This window comes from Allopseudospirillum japonicum (assembly GCF_900108915.1).
Classification (GTDB): domain Bacteria; phylum Pseudomonadota; class Gammaproteobacteria; order Pseudomonadales; family Halomonadaceae; genus Pseudospirillum; species Pseudospirillum japonicum.
Genome location: NZ_FNYH01000003.1, coordinates 222,401 through 241,342, shown reverse-complemented (window position 1 = coordinate 241,342; position 18,942 = coordinate 222,401). Strand labels below are relative to the sequence as shown.

Below are 18,942 nucleotides of genomic sequence, written 5' to 3'. Positions count from 1 at the left end.
ATTTAATCTAATTTAAGTCAAATCTAATAAAAGATGAAGCGCCTCTCTCACGAGAAGAAATCTAATCTCTATCAAGTTTACTGAATGGAATTTTCACACATCCGAGGTATTTTCCGTGCTGAAATCTATTTTATCACCGGCCAGTTTTGCGAGTCTGGCTTTGTTGATTGCGGCCGCACCTTCTGTTTCCGCGCCTGAACGCCCGCCCATGCCAGTGGAAGCGGTCAAGCTAGCGCCAAGTCATTTAGTACGTGACTTAGACACCATAGGCAACCTGGTAGCGAATGAGAAGGTTGTTATTCGTTCTGAAGTTCAAGGGCGTATCCAAAGTTTGCATTTCACTGAAGGGCAAACTGTAACCCAAGGGGATGTGTTAATTCGTCTCGATGCGGCCATTCAACAAGCCGAGCTTGCCCAAGCCCAAGCAAGTGAAACCTTATCACGCGTTGATTACAAGCGTGCCAGTGAACTTCTGAGCAAGCGTGTGGGCAGCGAAACGGATCGAGATTCAGCCTTATCTCAGTTACGTATTGACCAAGCCAAAGTCACACTAGCCCAAGAGCGTTTAGCGAAAATGACGCTTAAAGCGCCTTTTGATGGTGTGCTGGGTTTACGTCAAGTCAGTCCTGGGGATCTGGTTTCTGCAGGCCAAGACCTAGTCACTTTAGTAGATTTGGACCCGATTAAAGTCGAATTTCGGGTGCCTGAACGCTTTTTTGCTGAAATGGCAGTCGGACAAAGTGTTGAACTTCATTTAGATGCCTTGCCCGGACGTCGCTTCACAGGAGAAATCTACGCCCTTGACCCCCAATTGGACCAGGATGGCCGCAGTTTATTGGTGCGTGCTCAATTACCCAATCCGGATGGTGAACTTTTACCTGGGTTATTTACCCGAGTGCGTGTCCTCCTTGCTGAAGTGCCAGATGCGTTATTAATTCCTGAAGAAGCCCTAGTACCCCAAGGACGCAAGCAATTAGTGATGCGTTTAGTCGAGGGGGTCGTAGAAATTGTTCCGGTACAAATTGGCCAACGGGTTCAAGGTCAAGTTGAGGTGACCTCAGGTCTGAACGCCGGTGATATTGTGGTCACGGCAGGCCAATTAAAACTGCGTCCTGGGATGCGTGCTCAGCCTGTTAACCTTGCGCCAGCGACTGCGCAATAATTCTCTGGGAGTATTTGCGATATGGTGTTATCCGATATTTCCATTCAACGCCCTGTACTGGCGACCGTTATGAGCTTGCTGATTTTGTTAGTCGGTATTCTGGCTTATGATCGCCTAACCGTGCGTGAATACCCAAATATAGATATTCCTACTGTCAGCGTAGAAACTACATACGCAGGCGCCAATGCCGCTATTATCGAATCTCAGGTCACCAATAATCTTGAAGATTCTTTATCTGGGATTGAGGGAATTGATTTTATGACCTCCGCATCACGCGCAGGTAAAAGTCAAATCACCTTATATTTCAAATTAGGGCGGGATGCAGATGCAGCCGCTAGTGATGTGCGCGACCGCGTGGGTCGAGTCCGTGGCATGCTGCCAGATGATATTGACGAACCTATCGTTGCTAAAGTCGAAGCCGATGCGCAACCAATTATGTACTTGGCATTTTCCAGTCCAAGACACACGCCGTTAGAGATCACAGATTACGCAGATCGCTTAGTCAAAGATAAGCTGCAAACCATTGAAGGGGTCGCTAATGTGCGTATCTTCGGGGAACGTCGCTATTCAATGCGGATCTGGCTTGATCGGGCGCGTATGGCTGCTTATAAAATCAGTGTCAGCGATATTCAAAACGCGTTACGTTCACAAAACTTGGAAGTCCCCTCTGGTACCATTGAATCGCAAGCACGCGAATTTAGTGTGTTGGCACAAACCGATTTACGTCAGATTGACGAATTTGAGCATATTGTCCTGAAAGATGTTGATGGTTATCTTGTACGTCTACAAGATGTCGCTCGTATTGCTTTAGGACCAGAAAGTGATCGCGGGACCGTGCGTTTCAACGGTGAGACTGCCGTTGCTTTAGGGGTCGTCAAACAGTCCGTTGCCAATCCTTTAGATGTTTCTGCCGGCGTGAAAGCCATGATTCCTCAGGTAGAAGCCCTGTTACCTGAAGGGATGCAAGTGCGTGTCGCTTATGATTCCTCTATTTTTATTGATCGCTCGATTCAAGCGGTTTATGCCACCATTATTGAAGCTGTAGCTTTAGTTATCGCCGTCATCTTCTTATTTTTACGTTCTCTACGTGCCACTCTAATTCCTTTGGTCACCATTCCAGTTTCCTTGATTGGTGCCTTTATGTTTATGTATTTGTTCAACTTTTCAGTCAACACCCTGACCTTGCTTGCAATGGTGATGGCCATTGGCTTAGTCGTTGATGATGCAATTGTGGTCTTAGAAAATATCTATCGTCATATTGAAGAAGGTATGACGCCGGTTGCTGCTGCCTTTCAAGGGGCACGCGAAATTGGTTTTGCTGTTATCGCCATGACCCTCACCCTAGCGGCCGTCTTTACCCCGATTGCGTTTGCTGAAGGACGCACAGGTAAACTGTTTGCTGAATTTGCGTTAACCCTTGCTGCTGCGGTCATTGTTTCTGGTTTTGTGGCCTTAACGCTATCGCCTATGATGTGTTCGAGGATCTTAAAACACGAGCAACATGGGCGTTTTTATCTTTGGGGCGAGCGGGTTTTGGACAGCTTAAACGCCGGATACCGTGCGGTACTCAAAGCCAGTTTGAAAGTACGTCCTTTGATTCTCCTACTTGCTTTGGCTTGTTTAGGCGGTATTTATTGGTCTTTACAGCATTTGCAATCCGAGCTGTCACCTAAGGAAGATAGAGGCACCTTAATTGGTTTTGGGATAGGCCCAGAAGGTTCTACTACAGAGTTTTTGGACAAATATTCTCGTCAAATTGAGGGTATGGCTAGCCAAGTCCCTGAAGTCGAACGTTATTTTGTGATTACCGGTTTATTCCCTACAGAATCTAACGTCATTGCCTTTATGGGCTTTAAAGATTGGCAGCAAAGGGAGCGCTCAACCTTACAAGTTGCCGGTGAATTAGCCCCTAAATTTTACGGCGGGATTCCTGGTATTATGGCTTTCCCCATCCCACCGGCCTCGTTAGGACAAAGTCCGATTGCGCAACCAGTTGAGTTTGTCATTCAAACCACAGATAGTTTTGAAAAGCTGCAAGCGGTTGTCGATCAGGTCATGCAAAAACTGTATGCCGATGGACGTTTTCAAAACCCAGATGTGGATTTAAAGCTCAACAAACCTGAGCTAAAAGTGAGCATCAACCGTGATAAAGCAGCCGATGTTGGGGTGGCAATTTCGGAGATTACCGCAACTTTAGAAACCTTACTCGGTGGTAAACAGGTCACCCGTTTTAAGCAAAATAACGAACAATATGATGTGATTTTGCAAGTGGAAGATGCTGATCGTACCCGTCCGCAAGATTTAGCGGCCATTTATGTCCGCAGCCAAAGTGGGCAAATGATCCAATTGAGTAACCTAGTACAGATTGAAGAAAGTGTCGCGCCACGTGAGCTCAATCACTTTAACAAACTACGTGCAGCCACCGTTAAATCGAATCTTGCTCCTGGTTTGTCACAAGGGGAAGCTTTGACCTTAATTGAAAACTTCACTCTAGAAGCGGCTCAAGAAGTGGACGCCGTTGGCGTACAATATGATTACAACGGCCAAGCACGCGAGTTCAAACAGTCTGGTAACACCTTGATGATTACCTTTATCTTAGCTTTGGGCTTTATTTATTTGGTACTTGCGGCACAATTTGAGAGCTTTGCATCACCTATGGTGATTATGTTTAGTGTGCCTTTGGCTTTATTAGGTGCCTTGCTCACCATGATGTATACAGGCACCTCCATGAATGTGTATAGCCAAATTGGTTTGATTACCTTGATTGGTTTAATCACTAAACATGGTATTTTGATTACCGAGTTTGCGAACCAACTTCGTGAGCAAGGTCAGGATAAAGTACAAGCAGTCGTTGAAGCTTCTGTGCTGCGTTTGCGTCCTATCTTGATGACCACAGCCGCGATGGTCTTAGGGAATGTTCCCCTTGCCTTAGCTGTCGGTGCAGGGGCAGAAAGCCGCCAAGCCATAGGCTGGGTAATTGTTGGTGGTTTAACTTTAGGAACCTTCCTCACCCTCTTTGTGGTGCCTACGGTCTACACCTATATTGTGCGTCAAGCACCGCATCTTGTTGCGATTCCGCCAAATATTCAGGCGAAACCAGCATCAGCCTAGATGAGTTGCCTTTTGCATACTTGTATAACTTTTGTGTAGGTTTGCCCCCATTTGGGGGCATTTTTGTTTAAAGTCTGTGATTTGTTGACAAATTCTGTAGAACTTAGGCAATTTTTTTAGCCTTAGCTATGCTTGCTTTAGCCATGCCTGATATGGATCGTCAGCGCTTGATTCTGGTTATCCTGCAAGAGGCACAAACTTTATGTTGAGTATGGTAGCGTTTTTGCGCTTATTCGTTTATTGCTTATGGGCGTGTGTCATCTTGCCTCCTTTGACACATGCTGAAGTCTTTGCTCATTTTCGTCCCTTAATTGTGCTCGATAACCAAGCAGATAGCCGCAATCTGCAACATGAGCAAATCCTGACAGGTGCACGACGTTTCAACCAAGAATATGGGCATGGATTTGCAGTCTTGGATGTTCAGCAACTAGATGATACCGCCATGCAAACGGTAGAAGCTTATTTAAGAGTCGGGTATTCCCCTGTGCTTTTTACGGGTTGCCGCCTACGCCCCCTCTTGGAAAAGCTCGCTCCCCTTTATCCTCATATTAAATTTGGTTTATTTAATGCGGTTGTCCAAGCGCCGAACGTGCAATCTGTGCTTTTTAAAGATCAGGAAGCAAGCTTTCTGATTGGTATCCTCGCGGGTCTCACCTCAAAAAATCAGCGTTTAGGGATTGTGGGATACACCGCAAGTAAAACCAACTCTAATATTGGCTGTGGATTTGCCCAAGGTGTGGCTTATGTAGCACCTCAAGCTCAAGTTATTAGTGTTCAGGCCACTAATACAGAAAGGGGGTCTATCAGCGAACCAGCCCTTCTTTACCAAGTGCAAGCGTTAACTCAAGCAGGCACGGATGTGGTGTTTGCTTTAGCAGGCCAACACACACAAGAGGTTTTAAAGGCATTAGCCCAAGCCAATATTTGGAGTATTGCAGGGCCAGTCAATTGGAACGCCGCTAGTGACTTTATGCTGACCTCTTTTATTAAAAGGCTGGATTTAGCGACTTGGCGTTTTTTATATCAAACGTATCACACAGATTGGCAAGCAGGACAAGTTGCTTTAGGCGTTGCGGATAAAGTCTTAGCTTGGGCGCATGATCAACATAATGCCCTGTTACTTTCCGAACCCATGTTAGATGCCTTGCAAAGCGCACAGCTACAAGTGATCACTGGGGAACTTGTGATACAAGATGTACGTACTTTGGAATCTTGCCCAGTGCCTATTAAAACATTGCCGTAATCCTGCGTAATTTCGCGGTGAGCTCAGCAAGTGAACAGGGAGCAAAAGGCCTATGCAGATGTCCGATGCAAAGCGAGCGACCAAGCCTTACAACGCATGGCGCTTTACCCTGACTCAAAGAATTAGCCTAGGTTTTGTCCTCTTATTAGGCTTAGTCATGCTGGCCACAACGCTCACGCTCAGTTTGTTTGCGCGTATTGAATCCCAGCTCAACCACTTCAGCCAAACCCAGCTGCCTTTTGTGCTGCATGTCGCTTATTTGGAACGTAGTGCGGAATCTTTTGAGGCCTTAGCCCCGACCTTGTTACTAGCGCCTAACGAGTTCGCGCATGAAAGCGAAGTCATGATCCAACAAAAAGAGCTCGCTAACTTACATCAAGCCTTAGATTCTCTAGCAGAAGATGCAATTCCTACACAACTACGCGAGCCGGTTTACCAAGCAATTGCGCGTCTTGAACAGCATTTTGAGGTATTTAATCAACTCATTCGTGAGCGCTTGGTGCTAGAGCGACAAAACCCTTTGTTAATTCAGCATTTATTTTCTTTATTACAGAATTTACCAGAAGATCGTCTCGCCAATCATATAGGGACCCAAGCGCTATTAGCCCTGAATTTGGACCAACACCAAGCCTTGCATCAGCAAAAGCGCAAAATCGAGCATCTGTCAGCCTCACACATTCAACCTTCAGGTTTACAGTTAGAGCTTTCCCATGTTGCCCAAACCCTGGTAGAAAACCGCCAAACTTGGCTCAGACTCTACGCAGAACAGGAGCTTGCCCTTGAGCGCAGTCAAGTCTACTCCGAACAACTCAGTGCGCATATCCATCGGGTGACTCAGTGGATGCACCAACAAATTCGCCAGCAACAACATCAATTAAAAGTCCAATCCCAATTACATGGGCGTTGGCTGATTTTAGCCTCTGTGATTAGCTTTATTAGTGTTGTCGTTGGCTGTATTTATCTGTATCGGCATCTTTTCCAGCGTTTATTGCATCTGCGCCAAGCCATGCTGTTACCTGATCAACGCCAAATCCAACATTTACAACAAGCCCAAGGCCAAGATGAAATTGGTGATATGGCACAAGCTTTTACGCATTATCAGGATTTAATGCATCAAAGAGAGCAAGATTTACTAAAAGCCCAAGCCGCTTTAGAGGAACTTGCCATTACTGATGAGCTAACTCAGCTCCATAATCGACGTTGCTTTAATCAGGCGCTCGTGACCGAATTACAACGTGCTTCCCGCACTCAGCAATCTATCTCTTTGATGATGCTCGATATTGATCATTTCAAACTGTATAACGACCACTATGGCCATCCAAAAGGTGACGAGGTCTTGGCACAAGTCGGGCATTTACTGCGCGGGTTATTTCAGCGTGCTGGGGATGATTGTTTTCGCTTAGGTGGCGAGGAATTTGGCGTTTTACTCACTAATACTTCGTTAGCACAAGCGCAACTGATGGCACAGAGACTCCAAAATGCCATGGCCAAAGCCAATATTTGCCATAAATACAATCCACCAGTTGGACGTATTAGCTTATCCATTGGTGTTTGCAGCCTAGTCCCTACACCAGATACCTCAGCTGAATACTTATATGCGTGTACGGACCAAGCACTGTACCAAGCGAAAGAAAATGGCCGCAATCGTGTTGTTGCGCAAGCCTTGCTGAATTTAAGTTTCGAGGATGGCCCTTTAACCTGAGTAAAAAACTAGGATAAAATCCTACTTTTACTGAGCTTAAAGATGCTAATTTATGTCGACTCACTTTCGCTTTGCACCTGCGCTTTTAACCTGGTTTGATCAACACGGACGTAAGGATTTACCTTGGCAACACCCGCGTACCCCTTATGCGGTTTGGGTTTCAGAGGTCATGTTGCAACAGACTCAAGTTAAAACCGTCCTCAAGTACTTTCCACGTTTTACACAAACCTTTGCTGATGTACGTCAGTTGGCACAAGCTCCCTTAGATGAAGTCCTCCATCTTTGGACGGGTTTAGGCTATTACTCACGCGCACGTAATCTTCACAAAGCCGCTCAGATCATTTGTGATACGTATCAAGGGGAAATTCCCGCAGATAATTTGCAAGCACTACAAAGTTTGCCTGGTATAGGGCGTTCCACAGCTGGGGCAATTAAAGCCATCAGCACAGGTCAGCATGCAGTGATTCTTGATGCGAATGTCAAACGGGTACTCACACGTTTTCACGCGCTTGCTGGCTGGCCTGGTCAAGCACAGATTGAAAAGCAATTGTGGGAATATGCTGCCATGCATACACCACACCAGCGATTACCAGAATACACGCAAGCCATGATGGACCTAGGTGCCACCTTGTGCACCTCACGCAAGCCTGCATGCCCAGATTGCCCGCTGCAAAGCCAATGCCAAGCTTATGCTCAAGGATTAACCAAACAACTCCCTACGCCCAAGCCTAAAAAAACCCTTCCAGAGCGCCAAGCCTATGGAATACAAATCGTCAACGCCACACAAGAGGTCCTCTTGCTACAACGTCCAAATACAGGCATTTGGGGAGGATTATGGAGCTTACCTGAGTTTGCCACCTTGGAAGCAGCGCAAGCCTGGTTGCATACACAAGGACTAGCAAGCAGTGAACTCAGCCAAGTAGCCCATATTCGTCACACTTTTACTCATTTTCGTCTGCACCTAAGCGTTTATCGCTGCCAGATCCATGCAAGACACCTGCAAGTACAAGACGCTAGTGATCAACTTTGGTATGCTCCTACAGCAGGAAATAAAATAGGCTTGCCCACACCGATTAAAAATTTTCTTGCGACCTGTCCGACGTTAATTTGAAGGAAGCCTGATGAGCACTTTAATCTTTTGCCGTAAATATCAACGCGATTTAGAAGCCCTCACCCATCCGCCTTTCCCTGGCCCTAAGGGGATAGAAATTCAGCAAAGCGTATCGAAACAAGCTTGGCAAGCATGGCTACAACACCAAACCTTGTTAATCAATGAAAAGCGTCTACGTCTTGCCGATCCAGAAACACGCACCTATCTACAAGAACAAATGGATAAATTCTTTGATAATCAAGAAGTTGAACAAGCTGATGGCTATATAGCGCCAGAAAAATAAAAAAAATTAGATTTTTTTGCAAAAAGTGCTTGACGCTTTCAAGGGTTTTTAGTTTAATACGCACCCGTTGGGGCCAGATAGCTCAGTTGGTAGAGCAGGGGATTGAAAATCCCCGTGTCGGCGGTTCGATTCCGTCTCTGGCCACCATCTCCAAATGTTGGGGTATCGCCAAGTGGTAAGGCATCGGTTTTTGGTACCGACATTCCCAGGTTCGAATCCTGGTACCCCAGCCATACGTGCCGGCTTAGCTCAGTTGGTAGAGCAACTGACTTGTAATCAGTAGGTCGCGGGTTCGACTCCTGCAGCCGGCACCATTTTCACCTTCCTCCTTAAACAAAAAACCTTATTTACGCACCTTCGCTACTAGGAAAAACTAGTTTGGCGATTTTTCTGTTTTCGGATATTAGAAGCTAGCACCTAACACACCAGCTCCCTCAGTTTTGTTGGCAAAGGCTAATTCTTCGGGTGAGCAGGCACCGCTTTAATATCTTGATCTGCGGCCCAAGCAAGCACATCTTCACGTTTCAGCGCAGTGGCCATAAGATCCGGAAATTGGTCCGGCGTACACGCAAACACAGGGCTGCCTAAAGTTGCAAATTCCGCTGCTAAACGCGCATCATAAGCCGGCCTGCCATCATCGCTTAAAGCCAATAAACTAATTAGATTCACGTCTTTAGCCAATAAGCGAGACACACAAGCTTTTAAAGCTTTTTCATCACCGCCTTCATACAAATCCGAAATTAAAATGACATGAGTTTGGCTAGGACGTTCGATCAAACTTTCACAATAACTTAAGGCTTGATGAATATCCGTACCCCCTCCCAACTGTACGCCAAATAAGACCTGTACTGGATCCTCTAGTTGTTCGGTTAGATCCAGCACTGAGGTATCAAAACAAACAAGCTTGGTTTTCACGCTAGGGATCGAAGCCATCACAGCGGCAAAAATCGAACTATACACCACAGAGGTCGCCATAGATCCAGATTGATCCACACACAAAATGACTTCTTCAAGGTCAGCTAAACGCCGCTGCTGACGCACAAAACCGATTAACTTTTCTGGTACCAAGGTTTGCTGTGCTGCTTGGTAGTGACGCAAATTTGCACGAATCGTACGGTGCCAATCAATATCCTGAAATCGTGGACGTAAGCTCAGCTTAGATTTATTGACCGCCCCGCGAATGGCTTCTGTCGTGCGCTGTTCGAGCTTTTGCATGAGCTCATCCACCACTTTTTGAATGACCTCACGTGCCGTTTCTAAAGTTTGCTCTGGCATCAAAGTCCGCAAACTCACCAAATCAGCGACCAAATGCACATCGGCTTGCATGGCGGTTAGAAACTCAGGTTCCAGCAGCATTTGTTTCAAGCCAAGGCGTTCAAAAGCGTCTTGTTGAATCACTTGCACAATAGAAGCAGGGAAAAACTCGCGAATATCCCCTAACCAGTGCGCAACTTTAGGGGCAGATCGCTGCAAACTGCCTCTTTGCTTGCTGCCTTCACCACCATATAAACGACTTAGGGCTTGCGATAATCTTTGTTCTTGCGTACTTAAATTGTGTTCTTGTGTACCTAAAGCCAAGGCCCAACGCTTTTCCTGCAATTTATCCATGGTGTTTTTCTACCTCTAACCAAGCATGCAATTGTTGGCTTTGCTGCTGCCATAAAGGCAGATATTGCAGACTCAAATGCGTGTTGAGTTGCATCCCTGCAGGACGTGTCATTTGCTCATATAAACTTTTCCGTTCCTGCGTATCCAAAGAAGAGAAAACCCGCCGCAACAAGGGTAAGCAGTGGGTAAAGTCTTCTTCTGGCAATTGCATCAACCAAGTATTAACAATGCCTGCCAAGGCTTGATCATAAATTAATAAATCTGCTGCTTGATTGAAAAAGCCTTCAAAAAAAGCAGCCGCTTCACTGGCTGGAATGGCCGAACTCAAAGACTGATTGAAGGACTTTTGCACTTGAGTTTCGGTGACATGCTGTGCTTGATATAACAAACGTGCGCTTAAACCACGTAGTAAAGGAGTCGTTTGCACCCCAGCAAACATTTGCTCAAGCGCATCCCACCAAGTGGCCAACACGTCGTCTTGCTCGGCAAAATGCAAATTGACTGCTTGATGCACTTGGGTGATAGCTTGTCGATAATGTTCAGCTTCTTGTGCATTCAGCTGACGACTTTCATAAGGTAAGGCTAGTCCTGCTTGAATCACTAAGCGTGCAATCAAAGCATCGACATGAGCGAGGGAAAGCTGGCGCGCACTGCCATAACGACTCACATCAACCAAAGGCACAATACTCGTTAATAAACTTAATCCCTCATGGGTATAGGTCGCGCATTCACTGAGTTTTTGTAGCCCAAGATCCAAAGCATCTTGTAAATCAGCCGTTAGGCAAACATGCAGTTGTTGTGCAAGTGGTGTTAACTGGGATTCTGCTTGCAGATGAGCACACATTTTCCGATTTGCAGCGATTTCAATACTGGTCCCATACACCAGATGTTCTACTAAGTGCACACTATATTCAGGCTGCCACTTTAATTGCCATACTTCACGAAAAGTACCACGCCCACTTTGCGCATCCAGCAAGTGCCCCCAAGGCACACTTAACAAGGATAAACGATGCAACAAGTGCGAACGCTTTAAGCCTAAGTCAGTGCGTAAATCAAGCGCGTACTCTTTCGTCGTTGCTTGCGGCGGCAGGCGATAGGTTTTTTGTAAGCGCTTGAGATCTTCCAGCAAAGGCACTAAGGGTGCATCTGCGGGAATTTCCCCCACTTGATCCCCCATCAGCAAGGCCTCTTCAATACTGTGCCACAGGGTTTGATCCCCAAAACACAGGCAAGCAAGTACCGCAGATTTGAGCTCACTTAATCCCACATGCAAACGCCCACGCAAAGCAGCTAAACTCACCGCAAGACGCTGGGCCTCTATCACGGACGCAGAAGAAACAAAATGCCCCGCATCACGTAACAAGCTGGCCACATGAACTAACCAGATCACGCTGCTTTCTTGTGGATCTCGCTCCCGAAATTGCCACAAATGCTGGTACCACTGCGGTGCTTGTACCCCAGCACCATAACCTGAAGCTTGCGCCAAACGCGGTGAGGTCCAAGGAATCCAAGTTGTTTTGTATTTACTCGCTGCTAATTTTTTAGGCAAACTTTTTAATGTTTGCTTGTCTGCTGTAAGGCGCACTTTTTGTTTCAAAGCGGGCAGGTGCCAAGCGCCACACACCACCGCGATACAGCCTTGTGTTTGCTGCTTGCTGAGTTTTTGAATCTCGACTCGCATGTAGGCTTCCCGCAAGTGATCTTCTTGATCTTCTTCTCCTTGCGCTTCACGTAGCGCCTCCATCGCCAGTGCCAAGTGCTGGAAGATTTGCAGAGGATCTTGCTGCGCCTGACTTTGCTCCATTACATCGTGCCACCAAGCCTCCCCATCTGTATAACCGGCCAAGCGCGCTAAAGCGAGTAACGGATCTTGATGTACAGAGTCTTGCGGTTGGACGCTTTGCTCTTCTTGTGAGGTTGCGGCTTCCTCTTGTGCCGGTTCTTCTTGCGCCTCTTCTGTTGCTAAGGCTTCTTGCTGATGCTGAGCAAAACGAATTGCAAAAGGAATATCAATAAAATGCACTGGCTTATGCGCTCGATGAGCCCATAAGATAGCTTGATATTCAGGCGAGTATTCAGTGAAAGGATAGTAAATGCTGCTTTGTGGCTGATCGACGGCATAACTCAATAAAGCAACAGGAACTTGCATGTGTGCATGCATCAACAAGGAAATCAGATCACTTGCATCACTAGGGCCTTCAATCAAGACTTGTTCTGGTTGCAAAGCTTCCAAAGCCGCATACACATGGCGCGCAGAGCCAGGACCATGATGTCGAATCCCCAAATAATGGATATCTACAGGCATAAGGCCACCTTAAAGCCGTGCGTGTAAGCTGCGATAATAGCCTTCAAAGCCAGAACGCTTTTTCAGCACGGTTTCTAAGTATTCCGCCAAGACGGCCTTATCTTGTACAGGGTCTTTCACAATCGCGCCAATAAGATTATGGCTAATTTCCTGTGCGCTTAAACGCCCTTCACTAAACCAGTGTGCTTGGCTCAAACTCCCCACCATGACGCTAATGGCTTCTGCCGTAGATAAACTGGCACTTGGCGTTTTTAAACGCATATTAGCATCTTGGGTTTCACCAGCACGCAGTTCACGGAAGATAGTCACCACTTTTTCAATTTCTGCTGCTGCTTGTGCCGGCACAGGTAAATCTAAGGCGGCACCCATCTCTTGCACTCTTTGATAAACGATAGCCACTTCTTGTGCTCTATCATCTGGTAAAGGCAAAACCACCACATTAAAGCGGCGTTTTAATGCGGAAGACAGCTCATTCACCCCTTTATCACGGTTATTGGCTGTGGCAATGAGGTTAAAACCACGCTGTGCATAAATTGCTTGGTTCAGCTCAGGAATGGGTAGCATCTTCTCTGACAAGATAGTAATCAGGGTATCTTGCACATCTGATCCCATCCGCGTGAGCTCTTCCAAACGACATAAGGTACCGTTTTGCATGGCTCGATATAAAGGCGTGGGCACCAAGGCATCTAAGCTCGGGCCTTTCGCTAATAACTGCGCATAATTCCAACCATAACGAATTTGGTTTTCATCTGTACCAGAAGTACACTGAATCACTTGCGTACTATCGCCACAAATTGCGGCGCTTAAATGTTCTGAAACCCAAGATTTTGCTGTGCCTGGCACGCCTAATAAAAGCAAAGCGCGATCCGTTGCCAAGGTAGCGACTGCCGTTTCTATTAAACTGGCATCACCAAAATACTTAGCAGAAATCTCTACACCGGAAGCCGTTTTTCCCCCCATTAAATAAGTCACAACCGCGCGTGGTGATAATTGCCAATTCGGCGGACGTGCGCCTGTATCTTCCTGTTTAAGGGCTTCTAATTCAGCTTGATAGGCCTGTTCTGCCGGTAAGCGAAGCATTTCTGTCATACTTGTATCCTTATTCAAGTCTGTAATCAATCAAGCGAAGTAGTTAGCTCAAGAGTAAGGCGGTGGGTATCTAAAGCCGTATCATGTATAGATACCCCTAAATCTTGCAAAATTTTTACGCTGGTACTCGCGGCCTGAGCATCTACCAGCCAGCCTAATGCGAGTATTTCTCGTATCAGATGCGGCTGATTAATATGCGTTGACGCCTTGCAAACCTTAGTGATTTTCTTAGCGAGGCTTTGCCCAAACGCGCTAGCCCACACGGATGTGATATCCACATCGGTCAACGGTTGATCGACAAGTGCAAGCAGTTCACTCCAAGCAAGGCGGTTATCTGCATGGCTCAAGATAGCTTTAGCCAATTGCTGACTTTGTTCTGCCGTTAAACGTATGCCAAGCGCGACCAAGGTTTTAAATAAACTGGGCGTTTTAGGAATACGGGCCACTAAATCTGTGAGACACTTTTCTAAGCTGTAAGTCGGTAATTGGCATACAACACTCAACCAGAATGCTTGGTTCTCTGCTGCAGAGAAACTAGCTTCTCGCCATGCCAACACCAGCTGATGTGGACTTAAATCAAAAGCCTGTGCCAAATGGATGTAAGGTACTGCAGCAATTGGTGTGGCAAGTGGCTCTGTTTTCTCTGTTGATATTTTACTCAAACGCCCGTGACGATATTCCAGCTGGTTTTTTAATAAGGCGAGTGCCTCCTCATCCACCACAGGTGCGTCTTGTAAACGCCATAATAAGGCTTGGGCTACTTGACGAACTTGTAAGTGTTTATTTTGCAAACAAGTTTCTAACAAAGCTTGATCTTGTACCGTTAAATCCACACTCAACATCTTAAGCAGTTCTGCACCTGATTCCTTCGGTAACTTGCTTGCAAATGTCATTAATAAAGTGCGAGCTTTAGCGGCATCTTGTCTATACAGGTGCGTCCATAGATAGAAGATTTCTTTCGCGGTGTAGCAAGACCAAGTCTCTACATCAAGCGCACTGTATGGATCTTTCCCGCGAACCCAAAACCACCAAGGCAAATAGAGGGCAGGTAAATAACGCCCGTCCTGCGTTTTAGGTAACCAAAGTTGTGGCGGCACACTGTAACCCAAGGCCGCCATTTGATGCAGCAAGTGGCCTATATGCGCGTGTGGGATTTGTGCTAAGGCCCCTTTCACTTGGTGAAACAAGGCATGTGCGCGTGCGGGTAAGCAAGGCAAGGGCAGCTCAGGTAAAGCAGCTTTGCCAGTAGCTGCCGACGGCTGCCATACTTCTTGTTGTAAAAAAAGTTTTTGTTGTTGACTCAGAATTAATGCATAGACTTGCCTTTGTGCAGGTGCCACCTGGGCTAACAAAGGCTGCCAACTTTGAGGCACTTGGCTGAGCTCAAAATTGGCATTGCCCAATAGCCAATGGTTTTCCAACGTTGTAATTTGTGCAAGCTCTTGTGCAAGTGCTTCTTCTACAGCTGTATCTACAGAGGTTAAGGGAGTTACTGACATGCCACACCTCCCCAAGCTTGGGTATAAAAACTCACGCATCTTGCATATTGGCCCTGATGTAATATCAGAGCCGCAGCTAAAGGCGCTTGTACTAGATAAGCAGGAAAATGCGTGTTGCTAAGTACAAGGCTTTGTTGTTGGTCTTGACTCACCCAGCAATAACTCGCTTGGGCTTGTTGCTCAATATGACCTGCACCCAGAATAAGTGCATGCGTTTGCGCCCATGGGGTATGTATATTTTTTTGTAGTAAGCTTTCATGGATATTGGCATGTGCTTGGGTTAGTTGTGTTTGGCTTAGGCTCGCTAAGCTTGCCGGCGCTCCAAATTGGTACTCTCCCAAAAATGCCCGATAAGGTGCAGAATCTGGGTAAAAAACTACTTCTCCAAGCAACTCCATCGCAAAAGTCGCAGGAATCTCCTCTGCACTATAAGTCTGGGGGTGATAATCCACTACCAAGGCTAAAGGCGCAGGTGCATCCGTACGTAATAACCAACGCGCTTGCGCTAAGACACCAGTGGTACGCATGCTAAATTCTTCACCTATCACCTGCCAACGCCCGTAGATTTTAAGGGTTTGTGTACTATCAAGAAGGGTTTGACGGGTTTCCCCACTGATCAGCGCACGCCTCACTTGCGCGCACGGAGAAGCTGCCTGCCCTAAGCGACACAAAAGGGCAATTTTGGCCAATTCCTGCAAGGCGACTTGTGCACGTACTGAGGTAGGGGCTTCCAGAATACAGGCAGGTAATTCATCAATGCGCCCTGCTAGATTAGTCGCCTTTGCATCAACCAAACGCGCGGCCATACGTCGACACCGCGCATGGATATTTTTAATAAAATAGGCAATGCCGGTTTCAAGTTGATCATTAATCCATTGGTGTACATCGGCACACGCTGCCTGCGCGCTTGCTAGCCTTTTAGCTTGTGTTTGTGCTGTGCGCTTAGCTTTAGCTGCGGCGTCTTCTGGGGTGATCTCTTTTTTAGCGGCCTGCTTTGCAAGTCGTTTTTGCAGCCAGGTTTCCGCCCAGTCGGGTAGATCTTTAGTGGTAAAAGCTTCCGGTGTTTCAATGAAACGCCCCAACAGGGCCAATGCATGTTTGCAAGGTACTTTACGCGAAGGGCAAGAACACTGGTAACTTTCGCCTCGTGCATAGACTAGGGTTTGATAAGGGCTGCCTCCAGAACCTTGACACAGGCCCCATAGAAGATCGGCTTTTGCATCATGGCCCATTTTTGGCCAGCTTTTAGGCTTGAGTAATTTTTTAGCGGCATTTAATGAAGCTGCATCTGGCGCTAAGCGCTGCACTAAGGACCAATCAACTTGCGCATTCATGGTGAAACTCCGTTTCCATTTATTAGCATCCAACCTAGCAAGCACTCTTGGCTGAATTGAGCCAGTGTAATACAAGCTTGTATACGAGCAAGCAAGTATTTTTCCCTTTATAAATACCTATACCAACAAGCACATACCCTGATACATAAAAAAACCCTCGATCCCATCATGGGAAGGAGGGTTGAACACAAAGTGGTATCATCTTAACGGATTAGTCGCGCTCAATCGCTAAAGCAACCCCTTGACCACCGCCGATACACAAGGTTGCTAGGCCTTTTTTCGCATCACGCTTTTGCATTTCATGGAGCAAAGTCACTAGGATACGGCAACCAGACGCACCAATTGGGTGACCAATAGCAATTGCGCCGCCGTTTACATTCACTTTGCTAGTATCCCAACCCATATCACGGTTGACGCTAATCGCTTGTGCAGCAAAAGCTTCGTTGGCTTCGACTAAGTCAAGATCATCTACACTCCAGCCAGCTTTTTCTAAGCAACGCTTAGAAGCGGGCACAGGACCTGTTCCCATGATCGCAGGATCAACCCCAGCATTGGCATAAGCTTTAATACGCGCCAATACAGGAAGGCCTAATTCTTGCGCTTTAGCAGCAGAACAGAGTAAAACCGCCGCCGCACCGTCATTAATAGAAGAAGCATTACCCGCAGTTACGGTGCCGTCTTTCTTAAATGCAGGACGCATACCCGCAAGTTTGGCTTCATCAACGCCTGCACGTGGGTTTTCATCCTGTGCAAATACCAGAGGATCACCTTTACGCTGCGGAATGCTCACTGGCGTGATTTCATCTGCAAAACGACCTGCAGCAATCGCAGCGAGTGCCTTGCTTTGTGAAGCAGCGGCAAAAGCATCTTGTTCTTCACGGCTAATATCGTACTTCTCTACGATATTTTCCGCAGTGATACCCATGTGATAATCATTGAAAGCACACCAGAGACCATCAACAATCATGGTATCTTTAGCAGCCCAATCCCCCATGCGCTGACCATTACGCGAGTTAGGTAAAATGTGTGCGGAGGAGGACATGTTTTCTTGTCCACCGGCAATAATCATCTCCGCATCACCACAACGAATCGCTTGGGTTGCCAAATGTAGCGCTTTTAAGCCTGAACCACAGACTTTATTAATCGTCATCGCGGGTGTTGTCGCAGGTAGGCCTGCTTTGATCACAGCTTGACGTGCTGGATTTTGTCCACAACCTGCGGTTAACACTTGCCCCATCAGCACTTCATCAATGCTCTCAGGTGCCACACCGGCTTTCTCAATCAAGGCTTTAATCACACCAGCGCCCAAATCTGCAGCGGAAACACCTGCTAAACTTCCACCAAAACTGCCGACAGGGGTACGGGTTGCGGCAACAATTACAACATCTTGCATAAAGATCTCCTGTGGTGTGCTCAATACCTAAGCGCCTGTTAGTAGCATCTTAGGCCTGTACTTTACTTCAGTGTAATGGCTTGGTTTGACAACTTAGCGACAAAACCAACTCATTTTTTTATACCTGCTTTTACGCTGTGAAGATAGGCTTATTTGCATTTAAACGACTAAGGTTTAACCTAAAATCTTCACAAGGCTAATCTCATCTTCAGGGCGTACAGGGGTTTGATTGACACGGGTTGCCAACTCTGCGACTTGTGGATTTTCTTGTAATTCATCCTTGAAATCACAGGCAACACACTCCCGATATTGTACCTGTTCATGGTGCCAAGCTTTCAAGGTATCCATAGCTCCACACTTAGGACAAACTGCCCCAGCAATAAAACGCTTTTGCATCTTTCTGATTCCCTTAGCTAGCCCAATCTTTTGCGGGATAGTAGGTTTTTACCCCATCTGGATGACCAATCAACAAAACATCTGCCCCCCTTTGGGCAAATAAGCCATTGGTCACTACACCGACAATTTGATTGAGACGTTGTTCAAAGGCGATCGGATCTAAAACATCCAAGTGATAAGCATCTAAAATACAATTACCATTATCTGTGACTACACCTTCCCGATAGACAGGATCCGCCCCTAACTTGACCAACTCACGCGCAACATAACTACGTGCCATAGGGACCACTTCGATAGGAAGCGGAAAATGACCCAAAATGTCGACCTGCTTCGAGCTATCTGCAATACAAATAAATTCTTCACTGGCGGCGGCAACAATCTTTTCACGGGTTAAAGCCGCCCCACCACCTTTAATTAAGTGTAAATGTGGATTTGCTTCATCCGCACCATCAATATAAATAGGCAAGGTGCCCACGCCGTTTAGATCATAGACAGGAATACCCGCAGCTTTTAAACGTGCTTCAGTCGCTGCAGAACTGGCCACAGCACCATCAAAATCAAAACGATATTGAGCAAGTGCATCAATAAAATAATTCGCGGTAGAGCCTGTCCCTATACCTAAAACCGTGTCTTTGGTTAAACGCGCTTGTATCATGTCCAAAGCTGCTTGAGCAACGGCTTGTTTGAGTTGGTCTTGAGTCATCGT

The 18,942-nt window shown here is 46.6% G+C and carries 14 protein-coding genes and 3 tRNA genes; 9 read left to right on the top strand and 8 right to left on the bottom strand.

Going from position 1 to position 18,942, the window contains the following annotated elements; genetic code table 11:
* The first annotated feature begins 115 nt into the window (after positions 1 to 115).
* From BMX05_RS04950 to BMX05_RS04910, 9 genes are all read left to right on the top strand, one after another.
* Complete coding sequence (locus BMX05_RS04950; protein ID WP_093308860.1) at positions 116 to 1,162, top strand: efflux RND transporter periplasmic adaptor subunit; 1,047 nt, start codon at positions 116 to 118, stop codon at positions 1,160 to 1,162.
* A 21-nt stretch (positions 1,163 to 1,183) separates the two neighbouring features.
* Entirely contained in the window at positions 1,184 to 4,273 is a 3,090-nt protein-coding gene (locus BMX05_RS04945; RefSeq protein ID WP_093308859.1) for an efflux RND transporter permease subunit, read from the top strand.
* A gap of 202 nt (positions 4,274 to 4,475) precedes the next feature.
* Complete coding sequence (locus BMX05_RS04940; protein ID WP_093308858.1) at positions 4,476 to 5,516, top strand: BMP family ABC transporter substrate-binding protein; 1,041 nt, start codon at positions 4,476 to 4,478, stop codon at positions 5,514 to 5,516.
* Between the two features lie 58 nt (positions 5,517 to 5,574).
* The gene (locus tag BMX05_RS04935; protein ID WP_177166796.1) at positions 5,575 to 7,218 is read left to right on the top strand and encodes a GGDEF domain-containing protein; all 1,644 of its coding nucleotides are present in this window, start codon (positions 5,575 to 5,577) and stop codon (positions 7,216 to 7,218) included.
* Between the two features lie 52 nt (positions 7,219 to 7,270).
* Positions 7,271 to 8,329: an A/G-specific adenine glycosylase gene (mutY, locus tag BMX05_RS04930; RefSeq protein ID WP_093308856.1), complete on the top strand. Its 1,059-nt coding sequence runs from the start codon at positions 7,271 to 7,273 to the stop codon at positions 8,327 to 8,329.
* A gap of 10 nt (positions 8,330 to 8,339) precedes the next feature.
* Positions 8,340 to 8,612, top strand: coding sequence for an oxidative damage protection protein (locus tag BMX05_RS04925; protein ID WP_093308855.1), 273 nt, complete (start codon positions 8,340 to 8,342; stop codon positions 8,610 to 8,612).
* 71 nt (positions 8,613 to 8,683) lie between these two features.
* Positions 8,684 to 8,759: transfer RNA gene (locus BMX05_RS04920), tRNA-Phe, on the top strand.
* Between the two features lie 11 nt (positions 8,760 to 8,770).
* Positions 8,771 to 8,845: transfer RNA gene (locus BMX05_RS04915), tRNA-Gln, on the top strand.
* A gap of 5 nt (positions 8,846 to 8,850) precedes the next feature.
* Positions 8,851 to 8,926: transfer RNA gene (locus BMX05_RS04910), tRNA-Thr, on the top strand.
* A gap of 139 nt (positions 8,927 to 9,065) precedes the next feature.
* On the opposite strand, the gene BMX05_RS04905 is transcribed toward BMX05_RS04910, so the two are convergent.
* The 8 genes from BMX05_RS04905 to rpiA all read right to left on the bottom strand — a co-directional run bounded on the left by BMX05_RS04905 (position 9,066) and on the right by rpiA (position 18,939).
* Positions 9,066 to 10,220 carry a VWA domain-containing protein gene (locus BMX05_RS04905; protein ID WP_093308854.1) on the bottom strand — a complete coding sequence of 385 codons (1,155 nt, stop codon included), beginning with the start codon at positions 10,218 to 10,220 and terminating at the stop codon, positions 9,066 to 9,068.
* On the bottom strand, positions 10,213 to 12,525 hold the full coding sequence (locus tag BMX05_RS04900) for a DUF5682 family protein (RefSeq protein ID WP_093308853.1): 2,313 nt from the start codon (positions 12,523 to 12,525) through the stop codon (positions 10,213 to 10,215). Before BMX05_RS04900 ends, BMX05_RS04905 begins: the two co-directional genes overlap by 8 nt.
* A 9-nt stretch (positions 12,526 to 12,534) precedes the next feature.
* Positions 12,535 to 13,614, bottom strand: coding sequence for an ATP-binding protein (locus tag BMX05_RS04895; protein ID WP_093308852.1), 1,080 nt, complete (start codon positions 13,612 to 13,614; stop codon positions 12,535 to 12,537).
* A 26-nt stretch (positions 13,615 to 13,640) separates the two neighbouring features.
* Positions 13,641 to 15,113, bottom strand: a complete 1,473-nt coding sequence (locus BMX05_RS04890) for a DUF5691 domain-containing protein (RefSeq protein WP_093308851.1) — start codon at positions 15,111 to 15,113, stop codon at positions 13,641 to 13,643.
* Positions 15,104 to 16,447, bottom strand: a complete 1,344-nt coding sequence (locus BMX05_RS04885; RefSeq protein WP_093308850.1) for an SWIM zinc finger family protein — start codon at positions 16,445 to 16,447, stop codon at positions 15,104 to 15,106. The genes BMX05_RS04890 and BMX05_RS04885 overlap by 10 nt, the downstream gene beginning before the upstream one ends.
* Positions 16,448 to 16,658: 211 nt before the next feature.
* Complete coding sequence (locus tag BMX05_RS04880; RefSeq protein WP_093308849.1) at positions 16,659 to 17,840, bottom strand: acetyl-CoA C-acetyltransferase; 1,182 nt, start codon at positions 17,838 to 17,840, stop codon at positions 16,659 to 16,661.
* Between the two features lie 174 nt (positions 17,841 to 18,014).
* On the bottom strand, positions 18,015 to 18,236 hold the full coding sequence (locus BMX05_RS04875) for a YheV family putative zinc ribbon protein (RefSeq protein ID WP_093308848.1): 222 nt from the start codon (positions 18,234 to 18,236) through the stop codon (positions 18,015 to 18,017).
* Between the two features lie 13 nt (positions 18,237 to 18,249).
* Positions 18,250 to 18,939 carry a ribose-5-phosphate isomerase RpiA gene (gene rpiA / locus BMX05_RS04870; protein WP_093308847.1) on the bottom strand — a complete coding sequence of 230 codons (690 nt, stop codon included), beginning with the start codon at positions 18,937 to 18,939 and terminating at the stop codon, positions 18,250 to 18,252.
* Positions 18,940 to 18,942 lie beyond the last annotated feature (3 nt).